This window comes from Mesorhizobium sp. CA4, from assembly GCF_020165075.1.
GTDB lineage: Bacteria > Pseudomonadota > Alphaproteobacteria > Rhizobiales > Rhizobiaceae > Mesorhizobium.
In genome coordinates this window covers 1-17,334 of sequence record NZ_JAIUHK010000032.1, presented here as the reverse complement: position 1 = coordinate 17,334, position 17,334 = coordinate 1, and the positions used below count along the sequence as shown (strand labels likewise).

At 63.5% G+C, this 17,334-nt stretch carries 25 protein-coding genes and 1 tRNA gene; 12 read left to right on the top strand and 14 right to left on the bottom strand.

Features of this window, described 5'->3' with window-relative positions:
• Window positions 1–75: 75 nt before the first annotated feature.
• The 3 genes from LB528_RS23125 to LB528_RS23115 form a co-directional block, all read right to left on the bottom strand.
• Window positions 76–921, bottom strand: coding sequence for a hypothetical protein (locus tag LB528_RS23125; protein WP_224716429.1), 846 nt, complete (start codon window positions 919–921; stop codon window positions 76–78).
• Window positions 922–1,291: 370 nt separating this feature from the next.
• A complete protein-coding gene (locus LB528_RS23120) occupies window positions 1,292–3,106 on the bottom strand; it encodes a phage/plasmid primase, P4 family (RefSeq protein WP_224716428.1) in 1,815 nt (604 codons plus the stop codon).
• Window positions 3,107–4,429 carry a P4 alpha zinc-binding domain-containing protein gene (locus tag LB528_RS23115; RefSeq protein WP_224716427.1) on the bottom strand — a complete coding sequence of 441 codons (1,323 nt, stop codon included), beginning with the start codon at window positions 4,427–4,429 and terminating at the stop codon, window positions 3,107–3,109.
• A 68-nt stretch (window positions 4,430–4,497) separates the two neighbouring features.
• On the opposite strand from LB528_RS23115, the gene LB528_RS23110 reads away from it, so the two are divergent.
• Complete coding sequence (locus LB528_RS23110; protein ID WP_224716426.1) at window positions 4,498–5,499, top strand: right-handed parallel beta-helix repeat-containing protein; 1,002 nt, start codon at window positions 4,498–4,500, stop codon at window positions 5,497–5,499.
• Between the two features lie 23 nt (window positions 5,500–5,522).
• On the opposite strand, the gene LB528_RS23105 is transcribed toward LB528_RS23110, so the two are convergent.
• Genes LB528_RS23105 through LB528_RS23090 form a run of 4 tightly spaced genes read right to left on the bottom strand, consistent with a single transcriptional unit; the run spans window position 5,523 to window position 6,585 of the window.
• Window positions 5,523–5,768, bottom strand: coding sequence for a hypothetical protein (locus LB528_RS23105; protein ID WP_224716425.1), 246 nt, complete (start codon window positions 5,766–5,768; stop codon window positions 5,523–5,525).
• Window positions 5,765–6,046, bottom strand: a complete 282-nt coding sequence (locus LB528_RS23100) for a hypothetical protein (RefSeq protein ID WP_224716424.1) — start codon at window positions 6,044–6,046, stop codon at window positions 5,765–5,767. The genes LB528_RS23105 and LB528_RS23100 overlap by 4 nt, the downstream gene beginning before the upstream one ends.
• Window positions 6,036–6,335: a hypothetical protein gene (locus LB528_RS23095; RefSeq protein WP_224716423.1), complete on the bottom strand. Its 300-nt coding sequence runs from the start codon at window positions 6,333–6,335 to the stop codon at window positions 6,036–6,038. The genes LB528_RS23100 and LB528_RS23095 overlap by 11 nt, the downstream gene beginning before the upstream one ends.
• Window positions 6,328–6,585, bottom strand: a complete 258-nt coding sequence (locus tag LB528_RS23090; RefSeq protein ID WP_224716422.1) for a helix-turn-helix domain-containing protein — start codon at window positions 6,583–6,585, stop codon at window positions 6,328–6,330. Before LB528_RS23090 ends, LB528_RS23095 begins: the two co-directional genes overlap by 8 nt.
• A gap of 98 nt (window positions 6,586–6,683) precedes the next feature.
• On the opposite strand from LB528_RS23090, the gene LB528_RS23085 reads away from it, so the two are divergent.
• Window positions 6,684–6,878, top strand: coding sequence for a hypothetical protein (locus tag LB528_RS23085; protein ID WP_224716421.1), 195 nt, complete (start codon window positions 6,684–6,686; stop codon window positions 6,876–6,878).
• 72 nt (window positions 6,879–6,950) lie between these two features.
• The gene (locus LB528_RS23080; RefSeq protein WP_224716420.1) at window positions 6,951–7,391 is read left to right on the top strand and encodes a type II toxin-antitoxin system HicB family antitoxin; all 441 of its coding nucleotides are present in this window, start codon (window positions 6,951–6,953) and stop codon (window positions 7,389–7,391) included.
• A gap of 32 nt (window positions 7,392–7,423) precedes the next feature.
• Here the strand turns inward: LB528_RS23080 and LB528_RS23075 are convergent, their stop codons facing one another.
• The 5 genes from LB528_RS23075 to LB528_RS23055 form a co-directional block, all read right to left on the bottom strand.
• Window positions 7,424–8,740 (bottom strand): DNA-methyltransferase, encoded by a 1,317-nt coding sequence (locus LB528_RS23075; protein ID WP_224716419.1) that lies wholly within the window; start codon window positions 8,738–8,740, stop codon window positions 7,424–7,426.
• 124 nt (window positions 8,741–8,864) lie between these two features.
• A complete protein-coding gene (locus LB528_RS23070) occupies window positions 8,865–9,356 on the bottom strand; it encodes a GcrA family cell cycle regulator (RefSeq protein WP_224716418.1) in 492 nt (163 codons plus the stop codon).
• Complete coding sequence (locus LB528_RS23065) at window positions 9,353–9,847, bottom strand: hypothetical protein (RefSeq protein ID WP_224716417.1); 495 nt, start codon at window positions 9,845–9,847, stop codon at window positions 9,353–9,355. The genes LB528_RS23070 and LB528_RS23065 overlap by 4 nt, the downstream gene beginning before the upstream one ends.
• 195 nt (window positions 9,848–10,042) lie before the next feature.
• A tRNA-Met gene (locus tag LB528_RS23060) sits at window positions 10,043–10,118 on the bottom strand.
• A 188-nt stretch (window positions 10,119–10,306) separates the two neighbouring features.
• Window positions 10,307–10,543 (bottom strand): helix-turn-helix domain-containing protein, encoded by a 237-nt coding sequence (locus LB528_RS23055; protein ID WP_224716416.1) that lies wholly within the window; start codon window positions 10,541–10,543, stop codon window positions 10,307–10,309.
• A gap of 116 nt (window positions 10,544–10,659) precedes the next feature.
• Here LB528_RS23055 and LB528_RS23050 point away from each other — a divergent pair, with 116 nt between their 5' ends.
• Window positions 10,660–11,286 (top strand): XRE family transcriptional regulator, encoded by a 627-nt coding sequence (locus tag LB528_RS23050; RefSeq protein WP_224716415.1) that lies wholly within the window; start codon window positions 10,660–10,662, stop codon window positions 11,284–11,286.
• A gap of 84 nt (window positions 11,287–11,370) precedes the next feature.
• Here the strand turns inward: LB528_RS23050 and LB528_RS23045 are convergent, their stop codons facing one another.
• Window positions 11,371–11,706, bottom strand: a complete 336-nt coding sequence (locus tag LB528_RS23045; RefSeq protein WP_224716414.1) for a hypothetical protein — start codon at window positions 11,704–11,706, stop codon at window positions 11,371–11,373.
• Window positions 11,707–11,910: 204 nt separating this feature from the next.
• On the opposite strand from LB528_RS23045, the gene LB528_RS23040 reads away from it, so the two are divergent.
• The 8 genes from LB528_RS23040 (at window position 11,911) to dnaN (ending at window position 16,633) form a co-directional block, all read left to right on the top strand.
• Window positions 11,911–12,426, top strand: coding sequence for a hypothetical protein (locus LB528_RS23040; RefSeq protein ID WP_224716413.1), 516 nt, complete (start codon window positions 11,911–11,913; stop codon window positions 12,424–12,426).
• A gap of 268 nt (window positions 12,427–12,694) precedes the next feature.
• A complete protein-coding gene (locus LB528_RS23035) occupies window positions 12,695–13,147 on the top strand; it encodes a hypothetical protein (protein ID WP_224716412.1) in 453 nt (150 codons plus the stop codon).
• Window positions 13,144–13,386, top strand: a complete 243-nt coding sequence (locus LB528_RS23030; RefSeq protein WP_224716411.1) for a hypothetical protein — start codon at window positions 13,144–13,146, stop codon at window positions 13,384–13,386. The genes LB528_RS23035 and LB528_RS23030 overlap by 4 nt, the downstream gene beginning before the upstream one ends.
• A gap of 1 nt (window position 13,387) precedes the next feature.
• Window positions 13,388–13,867 carry a single-stranded DNA-binding protein gene (gene ssb, locus LB528_RS23025; protein ID WP_224716410.1) on the top strand — a complete coding sequence of 160 codons (480 nt, stop codon included), beginning with the start codon at window positions 13,388–13,390 and terminating at the stop codon, window positions 13,865–13,867.
• A gap of 10 nt (window positions 13,868–13,877) precedes the next feature.
• A complete protein-coding gene (locus LB528_RS23020) occupies window positions 13,878–14,120 on the top strand; it encodes a hypothetical protein (RefSeq protein WP_224716409.1) in 243 nt (80 codons plus the stop codon).
• 13 nt (window positions 14,121–14,133) lie between these two features.
• On the top strand, window positions 14,134–14,478 hold the full coding sequence (locus tag LB528_RS23015; protein WP_224716408.1) for a hypothetical protein: 345 nt from the start codon (window positions 14,134–14,136) through the stop codon (window positions 14,476–14,478).
• Window positions 14,479–14,510: 32 nt separating this feature from the next.
• Window positions 14,511–15,479 carry a DUF2303 family protein gene (locus LB528_RS23010; protein ID WP_224716407.1) on the top strand — a complete coding sequence of 323 codons (969 nt, stop codon included), beginning with the start codon at window positions 14,511–14,513 and terminating at the stop codon, window positions 15,477–15,479.
• Complete coding sequence (gene dnaN, locus LB528_RS23005; RefSeq protein ID WP_224716406.1) at window positions 15,476–16,633, top strand: DNA polymerase III subunit beta; 1,158 nt, start codon at window positions 15,476–15,478, stop codon at window positions 16,631–16,633. Before LB528_RS23010 ends, dnaN begins: the two co-directional genes overlap by 4 nt.
• An 8-nt stretch (window positions 16,634–16,641) precedes the next feature.
• Here the strand turns inward: dnaN and LB528_RS23000 are convergent.
• Window positions 16,642–17,334 (bottom strand): hypothetical protein (locus tag LB528_RS23000; protein ID WP_224716405.1); only part of this gene is annotated, 693 nt, incomplete at its 5' end.

The window sequence follows — 17,334 nt, the reverse complement described above, 5'->3', positions numbered from 1 at the left end:
AAGCCCCGGTCGCGGGAGCGCCGGGGCGATTTCTTTTTTACCGTGATCAGGTCTATGTCAAGTTTGCGTCGCACGTCAACAAGCGACGGCGGTTTTTTTTGCAGGCCGCTCGGCAGTCCGCTCGACGATGGCTACACCCGGCATGTCCCGGTCCAGCCACGGCGTCATCGAGCGGTCGGAATGGACGAGCCGATGCGCGACCAGGTCGGCCGCTATCTCCACTTCGAGGCGGCGCAAGGCCGCGACCCATGTCTGGTAATCCAGCCGGCCAAGAATGTCGCCGGTCGGATCGGTCGAGAACTCGTATTTGCGGTAGGCGCCCTTCACCGGCCGGTGCGTGCGGCCATTGTAACCGTCCACCTCGATATCATAGGCCTGGCCGTCCTCGTGGTTGATGCGACGCATGACGAACCATGCCGGTTTGCCGCCGCGTTCGACCATCCGGATCTTGCTCGGCTCGGCTTGATAATCGAGTTCCTTTCCAAGGATGGCGGTGCCGACCACGAGGCTTACGATGCCAGCGGCGCGGCGATGCGCCGTCCTGAGCATGTAGCGATCGATCGCCCGCTTCACCGCGGCATCGGCCATGCCGTCGGTGACATCGTCGGTTCTTGGCCAGTCGGCCAGGGCATGCCAGTTGCCCGGGATCGCAACGTCGCATTGCCCCAGCCGCGCCACGGCGCGACCGAGGGTCACCGCATCGTCATGCGGCTCGCCCTGCTCGATGAAGAAATTGCCGTTACCGGTGCCGCTGTCGATCAGCGTGCCCAGTTCGGCAAAGCTGGTGATTTTGCCCCAGGACGAGGCCTCAAGCATCCGCCAAGCCGAATTGGCATTGTCCAGCCCTTCCACACCGCCGCCCTTCGGCAATTCATGGACGAAGGCCCAGGTCAGCAGTTCTTCAATAGTCACCGTTTTCATGGCTACAGACCTTCCTTGCGATAGTTTGCGACAGTTATCGATAGTTTAGCGACAGTTTGTCGGAGACAGTTTGTTGAATGTTTTCAATGTGTTGATCGGAATTTGCGGCAGTTGCGACAGTTTTGAAGGCCCTGTAGACGCGAAATCTTTTCCCCCGGCCCCCTTCCCCTCACCTATAGACCCCCGACAAACTGGTGCAGACTGTCGCATCGTCTTGATTTCGCTGTCTTTTTCGCCCTATGCAGAGTCTCGCGAAGTGTCGCCAACTATCGCAACTGTCGCGTCGAAAAGCGCAATGAAATCAAGGGAGGCGATACTCTGCAGGGCGGATCAGGCGCGCCAAAAGGGGTTGCGGGGAAATGGCCAGCATTCATCGCAAATGCCCTTCGAAATCGTCCTTGCCGGTGCCGAGCGAGCCCTGCTTGGGCGGCGGCACGTCGACCAGCCTGATGCCGCGATAGGTGACGATGCGGCCATCCTCGCGCTGGTATTTCCGTTTCATGATCAGGCCGAAGGCGGTGAGCGAGATCGGCCGGCCGCCCTGGTCGATGGTGAAGTCGACATAGGCCTGGTAGAACTCCTTGGCCGTCACCTCGCCGTCTGCGGCAGGCAGCACGCACCGCGCGCAGAAGGCCGAGGTCTTGTCCATCTCGTCCCGGTACTCCTGCGTCTTCTGGCGCACCTCCTCGGGGATGACGAGACCTTCGCGCAGGAAGACCATCACCCCTTCGATCAGCCAATTGAGGATGCCCGGATATTCCGGCACGAATTCCGCCAGCACCTCTTCGAACTCGCGCCGCTCTTCCTCCGCGATCGTCTTCGGCCAATGGATGACGGCCATGCGTCGCCAGATGCCGTTGTCGGTGCCGGAAATCTTGGGATAGCCGTTGCCGGACATGTGGCCGACGAAGACCGGCTTGAAGTCGAAATAGCCCTGGAACAGGTCGCGCACGGTGAAGGCCTCGCCGCCGGTCAGGTCCTTGACCAGGTTCTCGCGAAGATCCTCGCCCTCGGGCAGCTCCTTCACGCGCAGGAAGCGCCGGCCATAGAGCCGCGCCATGTCGGGATTGGCGCTGCCGCCGGCCTTGCCCTCACCGATGAACGATTCCGAAGGGAGCGTCACAGCCACCTCGCCCAGGAGGCGGCACAGCGTCTCCATGTAGACGGACTTGCCGTTGGCGCCGAAGCCGTAGTGGAAGAACAGGCGCTGCACGGTGATGCCGACGAGGCCGAGGCCGGACGCCACCTGCACCATGCGGCGCACGCGCTCGACGGGCAGCTTGTCCTCAAGGAACGCTTCCCATTTCGGGCACTTGGCCTTCGGATCATAGGCGACAGGCACGAGCTGCGTGATCAGGTCCTGTCGGCGATGTCCCTTGATCACCTTCAACTCGCCATCGGGCGCGAGGATGGTCTCCGGCACGTCCTCGCGACTGTCGTCCGGATCGTTGTAGGCCGGATTGGGCACACGCTTCGTCACGCGGCGAAAGCACAGCGTATGACCGAGCACCGCCACCTTCAGCGGATCGGCGTTGAACTCGTCGGGGCCGCGCTGGATATGCGGCGCGGCGCAGGCGAGCATCGCCTCGAGCCTGCCCTTGTTCTTCGAGGTCACCGCGTGCCGCATACGGCTCTGCCCGCGCTTGCGATAGGCTTCCCGCGCCTTCTCCGCCTTTGCGATGATCTGCTTTTCAACGACCGTCAGCTGGTCGTCAGCCTTCTCGGCTGCGGCGTCGGCCCTATCGACCAGCCTCTGCTCGGCCTCCGTCAGCTTCAGCATGCCGACCTCGAGCGCGATGCGTCCGCCCACACGCTGCGCCACTGCAAGGCTCTTCGGCTCGCCCAGATCGATATCCCAGTGCGTGCCATCCCATACCGCATAGGCGGCCTTGCGCGATTTCGACTGCGCCAGCACCAGCAGGTCATCGCCGAAATGCGCAAGCAGACGCTCGGCGTTGTCGGTGTCGGAATGATCGAGACCGGCGCAATGGCGAACAACATCCCAGTCGACCTCGCCGGGGTCCTTCGGCCCCGTACCCGGTTCGCCATCCTCGTCATCACCTGCACCAGTCGCGCCATCACCGGGAAGGGGTGCGGGGTCGCCATAGGCCGCCGCCTGGCGCTGGGCTTCCTCGAGCACGGCCGCGACCTCGTCGGGCATGCTGGTTTTCTTCTTTTTTGCCACTCAAGTCCCCGCTTCGGCTTCTGCCGCCATTTTTGAGAAATCGCATCCGGCCTGCGGCCAGACGATCGGGATCAGCCGCCCCGGCCGGGCATGCCGCGCACGCGCCCGGGCCATCGCGGCCGCCGTCATCACGCGCTCGGAATCTCCGTCGCCGAGGAGCACGAGCTCGTCGACCTGGTCGCCGACCCACATGGCGTCGTCGGCCTCCTGATCGCGCTTCGGCATCGGGCCAGCGATCATCACGGGCTTGAGCACGCCCTTAGCATCGGGCTTCTTCAGCACCGGATGCGCGAAGCGCGATGAGGCCTCGGCCGGTCCGGACAGGTTGCCGAGATCGCCGGCGGCGAAATAGAAGCTGTCGTCGCGCCAGCCCTCCCATTCGCCGAAGGCGACGCCGTTCTCGATCCCCTCGCCGCCAACCCAGCGCCGCGCCTGCGGATCGCCGGCGATCGGGATCAGGCCGCCCTTCTTCGTGCCGCGCATCTTCTTGGTGGCGAGCTGCTCGTAAAGCCCAGCCTCAAGATCCTCGGCCGAGGGCGGCCGATCTCCGAGCGGCCACGGCACCAGCCCGGCGGCAATGCCTTCCTTGGTCAGGCCGTAGAGCAGCGGCCGATATTTCGGCGCGCGGTCGAGGTCGATCCAGGTGATGTGGCAACCGATCAGCTCCAGGTCGGGACCGATGAAAGGCGCCACAATAGCCGGACCGGAATAGAGCGCGATCGGCGCGCCGCGCTCGTCCTGTCCGTGCCAGTAGGTGACGTCGGCGCCGACGCGCAGCCAGGTCGCGTCCGGATAGCCCGCGCAGCGCCGGCCGAGATAGAATCGGCCATACGGCAATGACGATGTCCGCAGCGGCGCCAGCGGCCGATAGATGCCGCGCGCCTTGTTGCGCTCCTTCTCGCGATAGTCGGCCTCGCTGATCGCGCGGGCCTCGCTCTCCGCCTCGTTCTGCCGCCGGCGTTCCTCGAGGCGCTTGCGCCGCGCCGCCCGCTCGTCCTCGCTTTCCCGTTCGGCCTCTTCAGGAATCGGCCGGTCGAGCACGATCGAGCAGGCCTCGAGGAACTTCTCGCGGCGGTGCACGTCGAGGTCCTCGCAATGCGCCACCATGCCGATGCCGTCGCGGCCGCCAACGCCGCCCGCGCGGCAGTTCCAGGCGTTCTTCTTGGTGTTGAAGGAGAACGTGTCGGTGCCGCCGCAGTGTGGGCATGGCTGCGCATGCTCGTGCAGCTTGCCCGGGAACTTCAGCCCGAGCCGCTTCGCGGCGTCCTCGACCGACACCGCGCGCGCATCTTCGACGAAGAGCGTGATGACATCATCGGTCATCCTGCTTTGCCCGTGACTTGTGACCGAGCAGCGTTGTACGAAAGCTGTCCAGTCGGAGGGGACGGAGCATGGATACGCAGGATATTGATCGTCGCGCGGCGTACGAACGCGAGGATAACTGGCTCAGCTTGGCAATCAGTGGTGCGGTAATCTCTGTTGTCGTTGGCGGCGTCCTGGCGTGGTGGGTTCTTTCCATTCCTGGCGAAGCCGATCGCTTGCAGCGCGTTCAAACCGTTTCGCCATTGGGCGTTCTCGCTGTAGCGGCCATAACCTTCGCAACGGTAGTATGGCGCGGGCTGATTTCGGCAAGACAGGCAAATACCAGTGCTCAGCAACTTGCAGGCCTTCAGAAGCAAATTGCTCTTACCGAAGAAGCAGGCCTTGCTGCTCTGTTGCAAAAGGGCGCTGAGTTGATCGCCGCCGCGGAACCGGCCAAGCGTTCGGCCGGCGTTGCGACACTGCATGCCGTTGCCACGGCTACGACAAGCAAATTCTATGAGCCTTCGCGGCGATTGCTCCTCGACTTTATACGGGAGTACGGCCACCGCAGCCACGCCGACAGGGTAGTAGCCGCGGCCATTGATGCCTTCAATGCCGTTTTTCTGTCGAACCTCGATTACCTGGACGACATGGTCGCATTCGAAGAGATACTTGAGGACTCCGACGACACGACCGCAGCCTGGAAACCGCTTTTTGGCGTCAACTATGTTTATTACCAGCACGGCTATTTCATTGAGGACGAAATAGGTGACGAGAACTTCTCGGTCCTGCACTTTGACGGCGTCACTTTTTATAATTGCGCCATTCGTCGCGTGTATGGCGTGACGTTCGACAACTGCACCTTTACCGAATGCACAATGCTCGCGATTGAGAGTTTCAATCTGTCTAGAAATCGCTTTGTGCGGTGCGACTTTTCTGACGGGGCGATACTCGGCACAAGTGACGGCATTCGAGATCTTCGGGCCGACGGTAATTTTTATTCCGTTGGCAAGCCACCGGTGCAGCCCGAGGAAGCGGAAAATCGGATCACTCGTTGGTCCGACTACCTCGTCGAGACCAACGACGATTAGTCTGAGTAGACGGCTGATGGGCATCAAACGCCCTCCGCCACTATGTTGACGTCGCCGCCTCGCCTGAACCGCGCCTCGATCTCGATGAGCTGCCGGATTTCATTGGCCGAGAGCCCGATGCGCGCCTGCACCTCTCCAATCGTCTGGCCCATCTCGAAGAGCAGTCGCACGCCTTCGGCCTGCATCGGGAGCGGCAGCCGAAAAAGCTTCTTCGGATCGATGCTCGCCGGCGTGCCGAATCGCGGACCGGTGTTCGTAGGGGTCTTCATTCTTCCGGCTCCCAGCATGGCTTGTGGTAGGGTTGGACCGCGATCAGGCCGGCGACGCCGAACATGAAGCCGCGGCGTTCGCGGATGAGGCGCCCGCCCCTGCCGTCATCGACAGTTTCCAGGCGCGAACCGTTGACGATGCCGTGCTGGCGAAGCTCGCGGTCGATGTCGGCAGTGGACGGATAGGGGCATTCGAAGATGACGACGAAGGCCTTGGCCTTCGGCCCGAAGCCGTTCGTCAGTTGCACCCAATAGACAAAGCGGCCTTCAGCGGACATCAGGGGCCTCGGCTGTTTCAGTGCTCTTCCCGTGAAACATTTCATCGATTTGACGCGCGCCCGGCTTGTCGGGCGCGTCGTAGAAGGCGCGGAAGGACAGGCTCAGCCAGTCGCAGACGGCAATGACCTTCGGCGCCGACACAGGCTGGCCGTTGCAGATGCGGGAAAGGTCGGACGCGCAGACGCCGATGTCGGCGGCGCTGGCGCGCCAGCCACGGCCGTCCTGTTCAAGACGGGCGCGCAGGATTTTGCCCAGCCCGCGATAATCATAGCCGGCAAGCTTACCCATGCCTCAGCTCCTTTTTCAGGAAGGTGGCCGGATGCTCGCCGATCCAGTCGCAGAGCGCGAAGAACTCGTAGGAACCGGGGTTGCGGCCGCGCGCGGCGCGCTTCACGGCATCCGGCTCGACGTCGGCCTCTTTCGCCACTCGCGTGACCGTCTTGCCGCGATGAATGCGTCGCGCCTCAAGGAAGATCGCGAACACGTCGAAGTCGACATGGTTCGGGTCGAAGGCATCCTTGACGATTGCGGAGGTCATGCGCGACCTCCAAAAATTCGCACATGCATGTGCGAATCCCTCTTGCAATTCGCACATGGAAGTGCGATATTCCTTTCATCGAGACGATAGAGGAGCGAATGAAAAGAGAAGCCTTCATCCGGGAGCTTCGGGGCCTTGCCAGAGAGCGGGGCGTGGCCTTCGAAGTCTTCACCAACAAGGGGAAGGGTTCGCACTACCGCGTGAAGTTCGGGGACAAGATGACCACCATCCAATCCGGCGAACTGACGAATTTGAGAGTACGGACCATAAGGAAGCAGCTGGGGATCGATTGATCCCCAGCCTTTCGTGGTCCCAACAATAAACAAGCAATAACAAAAAGAACCGTACAACAAGGAACAAGCGCAATGCACAAGACCACTTACCAGTACCTGGCGAAATTGGAGCCCGACCCCGAAGGCGGGTTTCAAGTCACCTTTCCGGATGTACCCGAAGCCATCACCGGCGGTGCCGACGAGGCCGAGGCGTTGGCCAATGCATCCGAAGCGCTCGGCCTGGCCCTGCGCGGCATTCTTCAGGATGGCCGTCCGTTGCCGTCGCCTGGCGCCAAGGGTCGAGACCTGGTGCCTGTCGCGATTGATCCGGACACCGCCTTCAAGCTGGCGGTGATCGAGGCGTTCAAGGCGGCTGGCATTTCCAAGTCCGAGCTCGCCCGGCGCATCGGCCGTGGCGAGACGGAGGCGCGCCGGATCCTCGATCCGGATCATCCGACCGGGCTGGCGCTGATGAAGGCGGCGCTGGCGGCGCTCGGCAAAACGGCGGTCGTGTCCGTGATGGACGCGGCCTGAATTCTCTCCCTGAACGGCGGCGGCATGAGCGATCATTCCGCCGCCCCGTTGGCAAACAGAGTACCCGTCCACTCAGGTACCGCGTGAACAGGTTTGGAGACCTTCCATTCCTGTTCGATCCGGCGTTGCGCCATTTCCGCGTAGTCAGGATTGAGTTCGATCAGCGCGGCGCGTCGATGGTGACGAAGGGCGACAAGGGCTGTCGTGCCAGCACCTCCGAAAGGGTCGAGCACCAGCCCTCTCTTTGGACAGCCAGCAAGAATGCAGCGCTCGGCAAGTTCTGGCGGAAAGGTCGCGAAATGGGCGTCGGAAAACGGCTGGGTCGCGATATTCCAGACTACCGCCGGCGCCGGTTCATAGTTGCGAAGATTGCGACCGTTGCCGCGAAACTGATCCTGCTCCGACGCATCCCATCTGGCATTGAAGCCAGCCATGCGACGACCGGATGAGCCGCCGACGGCGGCTGCCGACTGAGCCGTGGCTTCTTGCTTCCGGCGCGGTGCGCCGACGGCCTTCATGGTGCCGTTGGTCTTCGCACCGCCATTCGCCCTGTGCGAGCCTTCCTGGCTTTCGAGATCCTGTGACCAGCGTCCTACGGAGGACACTGCGGACGCCTGCCGAACAGCCTCGGCGTCGTAGAAATAACGCGCCGATTTGGTGAGCATGAAGATTTTCTCATGGCTGGTCGCCGGCCGGTCGCGGATGCTTTCCGGCATCGGGTTCGGCTTCGCCCACACGATCTCGCTACGCACCCACCAGCCGGCTTCCTGCAGGGCGATCGCAAGGCGGTTCGGCACCATGCAGAGGTCTTTGGCCTTCAGCACGCCGCCGATGGTGGAGAAAGGCTTGTCGCGGAAAGTGCGGTCATCGTTGCTTGTCGCCTTCGTATCGGCAGCAGAGCGCCCGTTCGGGCTCGTGGCATAGCAATCGCCATAGTTGATCCACAGCGTGCCGGTCGGCTTGAGGACGCGGCGGATTTCCTCGAACAACGCGACCAGCACCGCCAGGTGCTCGCCCAGCGTAGGCTCGAGCCCAATCTGCCGATCGACCTTGATCGCGCCGCACTTGCCGCAGGGCGTCCTATGCGCCAGGCGCAGCTGCGCCGAATTCGTAGATACGGAGCCCGCAAGCGCCTGATGGGTATCTGATCGGCCGTCGCGAATCGTTGGCGAGCGGTGCTCGCAATTCGGGTCGCCGCCTTCCCATGTGGCCGTGCCATAGTCGCGCAGCCCCCAATACGGCGGCGAAGTCACTACGCAGTCGACGGAGTCGGCCATCATGGTCCGCAGTACATCGATGCAATCGCCGATGTGCAGCGTCACACGCCCATTGAGGAATGCCCGCTTCATCACTCGCCGCCCTCCTGCTCGCAGGGCGCGTTTTTGCCGCCGCCAAAGACGTATTCGCGCCAGGGCGTCCAGCACCAGTTACCGTCACGGTTGCGCAGGACCCCCCACTTGCGGCTCGCCCGCTTCATGCCGCCACCCGCACGCGCAAGGTGAGGTGGCGCCGGCAATAGCGCGTGCCAATAGGATCGGTCGCCCGTTCGGCACCGCAGACCGGCATGTCGGGACCGTCGGGATCGAATGGCGCGCAGGCATAGTGCAGGCAGCGATCAGTCATGATGGCCTGCAGGAAGGTGATCGGCAGCGGCGCCGGGAGGTTCGCCACGGGCTCCGGCTTCGGCTGGATAACTGCGGGCGCGATCGGCGGCGGCGCGATGATCCTGGCGCGCGGCGGCAAGGCAGGCCGATCGAGCTTGATCTCAGCCGGCGGCGCAGTGCGGCCGCGCGCATTGTTTCGAGGCTTCCCCTGCAGGCTGCCATAGGCACCCTTGCCGCGCTTCAGCATGCCGATGACGGCGTTGCGGCTCTTGCCCGGCAAATGCGAGGCGATCTGCCCGGCGCTCAAGCCCTGTTCGGCGAGCGACTTCAGGCAGTCGAGTTCTTCGGCGGTCCAGCTCATGCGGCACCGCCCGACAGCTTGTTGACGACCCGGTAGAGCGAAGCCTTGGCCTCGACTACCTCCTTCATCACGCTCTGCCGGTCGGCGGCATCGAGTTTTTTGCCGCTGGCAAGCAAGGTGAGGAGAAGCGTGACGACCTCGCTGGTCTCCTTGGCCACCGACTGCGCATCGGCGACCGTCAACTGGTGGGCATCGTCGGCGTCGCCGGTCGGCACCAGCCGGTAGCCGAGCATCGCGGCCGCGCCGCCGATCAGCGTCGGCGCGTCGGCAAAGCGATCGAGCTCGACGGCGACGTCGAGCGGGATGAAGTGATCGGGGAAGGAGATGCTGCCATATTTCGACAGCACGGCCTTCTCCACGCGGGTCACGGGCGAGAACGCGTCGCCGCCGTTGACGCCGGCAAGGACGGTCCTGGTCAGGCCTTTCAGGTGGCGCCGCTCGGCGTCGGTTGTCAGGCGCGGGATGGCGCGGATATCGTCGGCGTCTGCCATAGCGACCTTCGGGCAAGGCTTCGCCGGTCAAGGAAACAATCGCGAAAATTGTTTCCGTGATCAGCCAGCGGTTTTAGGGTTCAGATCGCGGGCATGAAAACCCGCGCTTCAAATCAGACGGTCAATCGGGCGGCCCCCGGGAGAGCAGCCGCAAGCAGCCTGCCCTCCCGGGTCCTCTCTTCGCTCGGGGTGTATTGGTTGCAGGGGCGGGATTTGAACCCGCGACCTCCTGGTTATGAGCCAGGCGAGCTGCCGCTGCTCTACCCTGACAGGTCAACGGAGGAAGGTTCAGGACGCGCCGCGCCTCCTCGCGCAGCAGACGCGCGCAGAAATCGATCGGATGCTCGCCGGCGAAGGCCGAGAGCAGCTTCAACAGCCGCACGCTGTCCCCGCCGAGCCGGCGACGGTCGTCGGCCGGAGGCTGCAGGAAGGTCAGTGAAGGCGAGCAGATCACTCTCGTCATCGCGCCACCTCGCAATGGCCGGCCCCGGCTTGGGAGGGTGCGGGACCGGCCGGCAGAACAGGACCGCCGTTGCGAAGCTGGCGCAGCAGGATAAGCGCCGGACCTTTGGTCGGCGGTTCGCTCTCCCATTTCGACACGGTCGAGCGGTCGGTGTCGCAGTAGTCAGCAAGCTGCTGCTGCGTCCACCCTAGCCTTTCGCGAAGCGCGGCCACGTCGATGCGATCTTCGAACATACCGTCAGTGTGAGAAAGTCACATCAATCTGTCAAGCAGAAACTCACACTGAAATGTGAAAAACTCACGCTATGGATATTACCCGGATTGATGAGCAGGCCGCACGATTGCGCCAGGTGCGCGAGCTGCGCGGCTTCAAGACTGCCAAGGAAGCCGCTGAGCGATTCCATTGGAACTATAACACCTATTCCCAGCACGAACGCGGGCAATCCGCCATCACGCGTGCCGCCAAGGAATACGCCAAGGCCTTCAAGGTTCACGAAGGCTGGCTTCTGACCGGGGAAGGCGAAGGCCCGGCCGGCACTGACAGGCGAACGGTCAAGCTTATGGGCTATGTCGGCGCCGGTGCCGAAGTCGAACCTGACTTCGAACAGGTGCCCGAAGAAGGGCTTGAAACCATTGAGGTTCCTTTTCCCTTGCCCGACGAGATGATAGCGCTTGGCGTGCGCGGCGATTCGATGCTGCCGGTCTACAAGAACGGGTCAGTCATCATCGTCTACAAAGAACAGCAGAGGCCCCTCGAAGCATTCTTCGGCGAGGAAGCCGCAGTGCGCACGGCCGACGGCCGCCGCTTCCTGAAAACGATCATGCGCGGCGCGAACGGCGTGAACCTTTTGTCCTGGAATGCGGCACCGATCGAGAACGTGATCCTGGAATGGGTCGGCGAGATTTTTGCGGTGCTGCCGCCGCTCGCCTTCAAGAAGGTCAACAGGCAAGGTCCGTTGCGCCTCAAAACTGCTTAATGTGACTTTCTCACATTGCTGCTTGACACTTTAATGTGAGTAATTCACACTCCATCGACTTTTCAGCCGATGGAGCACTTCATGTCATTCCCGGACAAGCAGGCTGGGGGCTTTGCTGCCCGAGGGTCCGAACAGTCGGTCCGCCTGCGCGCAGGCCATTCCGGCGGGCTTGGTGCCCCACTCGGCGAACGCTTTGCGTTGGAAGAACCCAGCTTCGCTGATCACGCCATCGTCGATGTTCACGCCGGCCGCGCCAGCATAGAAAGTCATGGCTGCGTCGCTGAACTTCAGCGCCGGACACATCTCCCCAAACGCGGCGGCTTCGCCATAAACTTCCGCGACCCGGTCGAAAGAGTCATCTGCACGCGCGATCCCGGCCCAAGCCGTTACGAGCGCCGTCGCCAGCATCAGTCGCTTCATGTCGCACCCCCGCGCAATCTCGGCGTGATCGAAGGCGAGCGCCTTCAAAGGGCGCGAGGCTATCACGAGCAGGCGACGATGGCCAAGAATCTGGCCTCTCTCGCTGCTGTCGCTTCCGTCCTGTTCTGCGCCGCAGTCATCGCCGGAGCCCTCTGACCGGCTCTCGGCCGGTCTCCATTCCATTCGCCAAGGAGGCCTGAACCAATGCTCGATTATCATCGCCCGACTACGCAGGCTCGCCCTGTCCTGCCCGAGGGCGGCACAGATACACATCCGCGCTGCCTGGAGATGGCAGAAGCCATGCGCGAGCTATTTGCTGTCGGCGGCGGCGTGCGCTTCGCTGACCTGATCCGCGCCGGCTTCACCTCGGCCGAGATCGTCGAGTTCAAGGAAGACGCCGGCAAGCTCGCCACCGAGCTCTCGACCCGGCACGTCTCCATCCGCCCCGACCTGATGGCGGACATCATCGAGAAGGCGCGGCAAGCCATGCCGAACCGGCTGCCGCTGCCGCGCGACACGACGGAAACGCAGGCGCTCGTCATCGCCTGGGGAAAGTACTGCGCCGCCCGCGCGGCGCTGATTGTGGACCCGTGGTCCAGCCAGCGCGAGCGATGCCTCACCGTCCTCTCCGCCTATCTCGACAAGCTGCCGATCTTCCCGACCGCCCGCAAGGCGGTGCTGGCGGCCGTCGACGAAACGCTGCCGCGGGTGACCCAGTGAACCAGGCCCTTTCCCCGCGAGACGCAAGACGGCTTGAGCAGCAGCGCGCGGCCAAGACCAAGCCGGCAGCCGTCATTCCTGCCTTCCGCCCGGACGGCAAGGCCTTCGACCTGGTCAATCCGACCGCCGAAGACATCGACTTCGCCGACATGGCCAACGCGCTGTCGAAGATCGCGCGCTTCAACGGCATCTATCGCTGCCCGGCCTATGTCGTCGGGCAGCATTCCGTTATGGGCGCCGACGCGCTGTTTCGCGAGAGGGCGACAGCGTGCTCGCCGGCTACTTCCTGCTTCATGACGGACGCGAATACCCGTTTGGCGACGTCACGCGGCCGGCCGTCGACGTCATCCAATACCACGTGGCGAAGCTCGCCGTCAGCGCCGGCCTCAACCGACCAGACTTCATCGAAAAACTGGTGCGTCGCGCCATTGAGGAAGCAGGGCGCACCCTCGACCTGGCGATCTACGCGGCGGCCCAGTTGCCCGACATTGAGCGCATGCCGATCTATGTCCGGCAGGTGCGAGAGATGGATAATCGCATGCTGGTCGCCGAGGCATTGGCGCTGTTTGGCCAGAATGCCGACCGGCGATGCCTGCCCAAGCTCGACCTGCCGCCGCCACGTCTGGCCCAACCGATCGAGCCTTGGGGCGCGATGAAAGCCGAGATCGCCTTCATCGACCGCCTCGAGCGGTATCTCGGCATCGTCGTGAGGCCCGCATGAGCGATCTCGAAAGCCTCCGCGCTGCGCGTGCGCGCCTGGTCGAAGGCGAGCCGATCCGCATCCTGATCGGCCACGTCATGCACAGGTCGGTCGAGATCAGGCCGGCAGCGGGCTTTATGGCCAGCCTGCGCGCCGCCTTCCTCTGCGACATCGACGAGGCGATCGCCGTGCTGACGCCTCCGCCAGATCCTGCCGCCCCGGCCGGTGCGCTTCCCTCTTCCGATGAAAGGACCGCCTGACATGGCCGGCAGCGTCAACAAGGTCATCCTCGTCGGCAACCTCGGCGCCGATCCCGAAATCCGCCGCATGAACAGCGGAGACCCGGTGGTCAACTTCCGCATCGCGACGTCCGAAAGCTGGCGCGACAAGAACACCGGCGAGCGAAAGGAAAAGACCGAGTGGCACACAGTGGTCGTGTTCAACGCGGCGCTTGCCAAGCTCGCGGAGCAGTATCTGAAGAAGGGCATGAAGGTCTACGTCGAGGGCCAGCTCTCGACCAGCAAATGGGAAGACCAGTCAGGCCAGGCCCGGTACAGCACCGAAGTCGTCCTGCAGAAGTTCCGCGGCGAAATCCAGATGCTCGACAAGGCCGAGCATCCAGCTCGCGACCCCGGCGACTACGGCACGCAGCGCGGCGGCGGCACGTCGAACCGGCAGGAGAGCCGCGAGCAGCAATCGCCCGGCATGCGCGAAGCGCTCGACGACGAAATCCCTTTTTAGGAGGCAGATCATGGCAGCGAAGCCAAACGCGCGCTCGCTCGCGGCGAGCCAGCAGAAGCAGATCGACGCGCTCAAGGCGCGCATCACGTTCCTGCATGGCGAGCACGAGCAGACGCACCGCGAGCTGGAAGCCGCGCTGGACCGCAACGTCCGCCTGCAGGAGACCGTCAGGGTCTTGAGCGGCCTGCTCACCGATGCCGACGCCGAACTCATCACCCGTCGCCAGCGCGACGGCGAAAACATCCCCTTCTGAACCGGAGACCACGATGAAGCGCATTCGCGACGCCCAAACCATTATCGGCATGCTGGAGGGCGGCGAGGTCGCCGCGGCACTCGGCACCGAGATCACCGACACGCTGGCCAAGCTCAAGGAACTTGGCGGCGATAGGCCGAAAAGCAAGGTCAAGGGCAGCGTGTCGCTCAAGATCAACCTCGAGGTCGAGGCCGGCACCGCCACCATCACCTGCGACATCGATTCGAAGCGGCCGAAGCCGGTGCGCGGATCCTCCTTCTACTGGGTCCTCGACGACGGCTCGCTTTCGACCGAGCACCCCCAGCAGACCGACATGTTCAGCGGCCCGCGCGCGGCCGCCGATCGCCAGCAGGCCTGACCCTTCCCAAAACCCGAGAAAGGACCAAAGCAATGAATGCCAAAACCACGCCTGTCGCCGAAACGCTGGACGCCGCCCTGATCGCGCCGGCCGCAGGGCTCGACGTGAAAGCCCTGGCGCAGCTCGGCGCCGACGCCAGCGCCATCGAGATCGCCACGCTGCCCGCGCCCGAAGGCCTGGCCGGCGTGCCGAAGCAAATCCCGGTCGCGCTCATCAACGGCAAGAGCCCGGAGGCTCGCAACATCGCCGGCCTGTTCGAGAACTTCCGCCTGTTCCCGGCACGCAAGGCCGGTCAGGCGGTGGCGCAGACGCTCGAATCGTTCTGCGAACTGACGAACCGGCACAAGACTGAGAATAGCGCGATCTTCGCCGATGCCGACTGGCGGCATCCTTCGTTCACCGCCGTGATCGATTATCATCAGAAAGCCGGCACACAGGCCGCCTTCGGCAAGCACCGGGTCCACTACGCCTTCCCGCTTTCCGAGGAGTGGAAGAAGTGGATCGACATGGACGGCGAGGCGATGAAGCAGGCGGAATTCGCCTACTTCCTCGAGGACCGCGTCGCCGAGCTTTCCTCGCCGACCGAGCACGAGCGGGTCACTTTGGAGCAGCAATTCCAGACCAAGCTCGCGACGCCGGCGCAGGTGGTCGAGTTGTCGCGCGGGCTCAAGGTCAACATCGACACCAAGGTGAAGACGGCGACGACGCTGCAGAGCGGCGAAGGCCAGATCGCCTGGGAAGAGACGCACAACGACGCCGAAGGCAAGCCGCTGAAGGTGCCAGGGCTGTTCATGCTCAACATCGCGCCCTTCTTCATGGGCGACAAGGTGCGCATCCCCGTGCGTCTGCGCTATCGGCCGGCCGGCCCGATGATCATGTGGTCCTATCAGATCTACCGGCCCGACCAGGCGATCAACGAGCATGTCCGCAATGCGCTGGCCGAGGCGCGCGACAAGACCGCGCTGCCGACCTTCGAGGGCACGCCGGAGATGTCGGCGTGAGCAAGGCGGACACCATCATCCTGGCGCGGGAGGCATTGCTTCCCGCGCTGGCCTTGGTCAGCAAGGCCGTCGAACGCCGCAGCACCATCCCCGTGCTGCAGAACATGCTGCTTGCCGTGGACAGTGGGGCGGGCCGGCTGACCATCACCGGCACCGACCTGGACTGCGAGCTGCGCACCAGCGTCGATTGCCAGGCCGGCAAGGACGCATCCTTCACCCTGCCGTCCACCTTGCTGCACGACGCCGTGCGCAAGATGCCGGACGGCGCCGAGATCGCCATCCAGGCGGAAAAGGACTTCGCCACCGTCAGCGCCGGCCGCTCGAAGTTCCGCATCCAGGTGCTGCCCGCGACCGATTTCCCGGTCATGAACGAAGTCGGCTACAGCCACAGTTTCGAGGTCGAGGCGCGCATCATCAAGCGCATGCTCGACACGATCGGCTTCGCCATTTCCAGCGAGGAAACCCGCTACTATCTCAACGGCATCCACTGGCACGTCTCGTCCGGCGATACCGGTTGCGCCTTTAATGCCGTCGCGACCGACGGCCACCGGCTGGCCAAATTCGCATTTGCCGTTCCCGACGGCGCCGACGGCATGCCGGCCATCATCATCCCGCGCACCGTGGTCGCGCTGATTGACAAGCTTACCCAGAAGGCAGACGGCAAGAAATTGGCCGTGCAGGTCGCCGACACCAGGCTCAAGGTTACTTTCGGGCCGATCTCGCTGGTCACCAAGCTGATCGACGGCAATTTCCCCGACTATCAGCGCGTCATTCCGAAGGGCAACGCCAACCACTTCACCGTCGACAGGGACGCGCTTGCAAAAGCGGTGGATCGCGTGTCGACCGTGTCGAGCGGCCGCGGCAGCGCGGTGAAGTTCAACTTCGCCGGCGAGGAAGGCATGCTCGTGCTTTCCACCAACAACCCCGATGCCGGCAGCGCCAACGACGAGGTGTCGATCGAGAATGCCGAAGGCTCGGCCGTCGAGATCGGCTTCAACGGGAAATACTGCCTCGACATGCTGGGCGCCGCCGAAGGCAAGCGTCTGACCTTCAGCCTGGGCGACGCCGGCTCGCCGGCGCTGGTCCAGCGGGAGGATGTCGGCGAGGTCGACATCAAGCCGCTGTTCGTCCTGATGCCGATGAGAGTTTCCTGATGAAAAAATCAATGGCTGACGAGATCAGAACCGTCGCTGCCGTTGTCTATCCGGTGAGGCAACGTTTGTTCTTTTGCGAAACGATGGCCTCTCATAGGGAACACGTTTGCCAACAAGCCACGCCAAAAGCCTATTTTGTAACGGTGCTGAGACGCTGCTTTTTCGTCATAAAATGCATTGACTGCATTATTGAATGCTATCGCCTGTGCCGCCCGATAACCAGGCGGCGCGTCAGCACAGATGCGGATCACTCCGGCACGCGCGCGCCGCAAGCTCTCTTCAGTGTCGGTGTGCTCCTCAAGCCCCGCCCTAATCATCTGCAGACGAGATCGCAACGCACGATGGTCGCGTGCGGCGCCGGCAGGGTCCATAACCAACAGGAGAACGCCCGCCAATGCAGACGCGCTGACAAGCCACACCGCCAAGCCCGGGACCCAGCTCAACATGGCGGCCGCAGCACTCGTGCCCAGGAACACTTGTACGCCTGTAAGCACTCTATTGAGACGTGCGAAATACTGCTCCCGGATCGCTTGGTAAGCAATCTCAGATGCCAGGTCGAAACGGACGTTATGCGCGAAAGTTCTTATCGACGCGTCGGCGGCGGAGGTGGAGGCGCGAAGCTCGTGTCCGACTTTTGCCCGAAGTCTCCTGGGGGTTGTCTTGGCGGCGGAGGCGCCGGCCTCGGTGGCGGGGGTGGAGGG

Excerpts from the sequence above, each read along its gene's own strand:
- LB528_RS23075 (WP_224716419.1), bottom strand. The coding sequence starts at position 8,740 with ATGAAGCGGGCATTCCTCAATGGGCGTGTGACGCTGCACATCGGCGAT.
- LB528_RS23125 (WP_224716429.1), bottom strand. The coding sequence starts at position 921 with ATGAAAACGGTGACTATTGAAGAACTGCTGACCTGGGCCTTCGTCCAT.
- LB528_RS23020 (WP_224716409.1), top strand. The coding sequence starts at position 13,878 with ATGGCAGCGAAGCCAAACGCGCGCTCGCTCGCGGCGAGCCAGCAGAAG.
- LB528_RS23010 (WP_224716407.1), top strand. The coding sequence starts at position 14,511 with ATGAATGCCAAAACCACGCCTGTCGCCGAAACGCTGGACGCCGCCCTG.
- LB528_RS23100 (WP_224716424.1), bottom strand. The coding sequence starts at position 6,046 with ATGTCCGCTGAAGGCCGCTTTGTCTATTGGGTGCAACTGACGAACGGC.
- LB528_RS23090 (WP_224716422.1), bottom strand. The coding sequence starts at position 6,585 with ATGACCTCCGCAATCGTCAAGGATGCCTTCGACCCGAACCATGTCGAC.
- LB528_RS23070 (WP_224716418.1), bottom strand. The coding sequence starts at position 9,356 with ATGAGCTGGACCGCCGAAGAACTCGACTGCCTGAAGTCGCTCGCCGAA.
- LB528_RS23115 (WP_224716427.1), bottom strand. The coding sequence starts at position 4,429 with ATGACCGATGATGTCATCACGCTCTTCGTCGAAGATGCGCGCGCGGTG.
- LB528_RS23045 (WP_224716414.1), bottom strand. The coding sequence starts at position 11,706 with ATGAAGCGACTGATGCTGGCGACGGCGCTCGTAACGGCTTGGGCCGGG.
- ssb (WP_224716410.1), top strand. The coding sequence starts at position 13,388 with ATGGCCGGCAGCGTCAACAAGGTCATCCTCGTCGGCAACCTCGGCGCC.
- LB528_RS23030 (WP_224716411.1), top strand. The coding sequence starts at position 13,144 with ATGAGCGATCTCGAAAGCCTCCGCGCTGCGCGTGCGCGCCTGGTCGAA.
- LB528_RS23065 (WP_224716417.1), bottom strand. The coding sequence starts at position 9,847 with ATGGCAGACGCCGACGATATCCGCGCCATCCCGCGCCTGACAACCGAC.
- LB528_RS23015 (WP_224716408.1), top strand. The coding sequence starts at position 14,134 with ATGAAGCGCATTCGCGACGCCCAAACCATTATCGGCATGCTGGAGGGC.
- LB528_RS23055 (WP_224716416.1), bottom strand. The coding sequence starts at position 10,543 with ATGTTCGAAGATCGCATCGACGTGGCCGCGCTTCGCGAAAGGCTAGGG.
- LB528_RS23085 (WP_224716421.1), top strand. The coding sequence starts at position 6,684 with ATGAAAAGAGAAGCCTTCATCCGGGAGCTTCGGGGCCTTGCCAGAGAG.
- LB528_RS23080 (WP_224716420.1), top strand. The coding sequence starts at position 6,951 with ATGCACAAGACCACTTACCAGTACCTGGCGAAATTGGAGCCCGACCCC.
- LB528_RS23110 (WP_224716426.1), top strand. The coding sequence starts at position 4,498 with ATGGATACGCAGGATATTGATCGTCGCGCGGCGTACGAACGCGAGGAT.
- LB528_RS23105 (WP_224716425.1), bottom strand. The coding sequence starts at position 5,768 with ATGAAGACCCCTACGAACACCGGTCCGCGATTCGGCACGCCGGCGAGC.
- LB528_RS23040 (WP_224716413.1), top strand. The coding sequence starts at position 11,911 with ATGCTCGATTATCATCGCCCGACTACGCAGGCTCGCCCTGTCCTGCCC.
- LB528_RS23095 (WP_224716423.1), bottom strand. The coding sequence starts at position 6,335 with ATGGGTAAGCTTGCCGGCTATGATTATCGCGGGCTGGGCAAAATCCTG.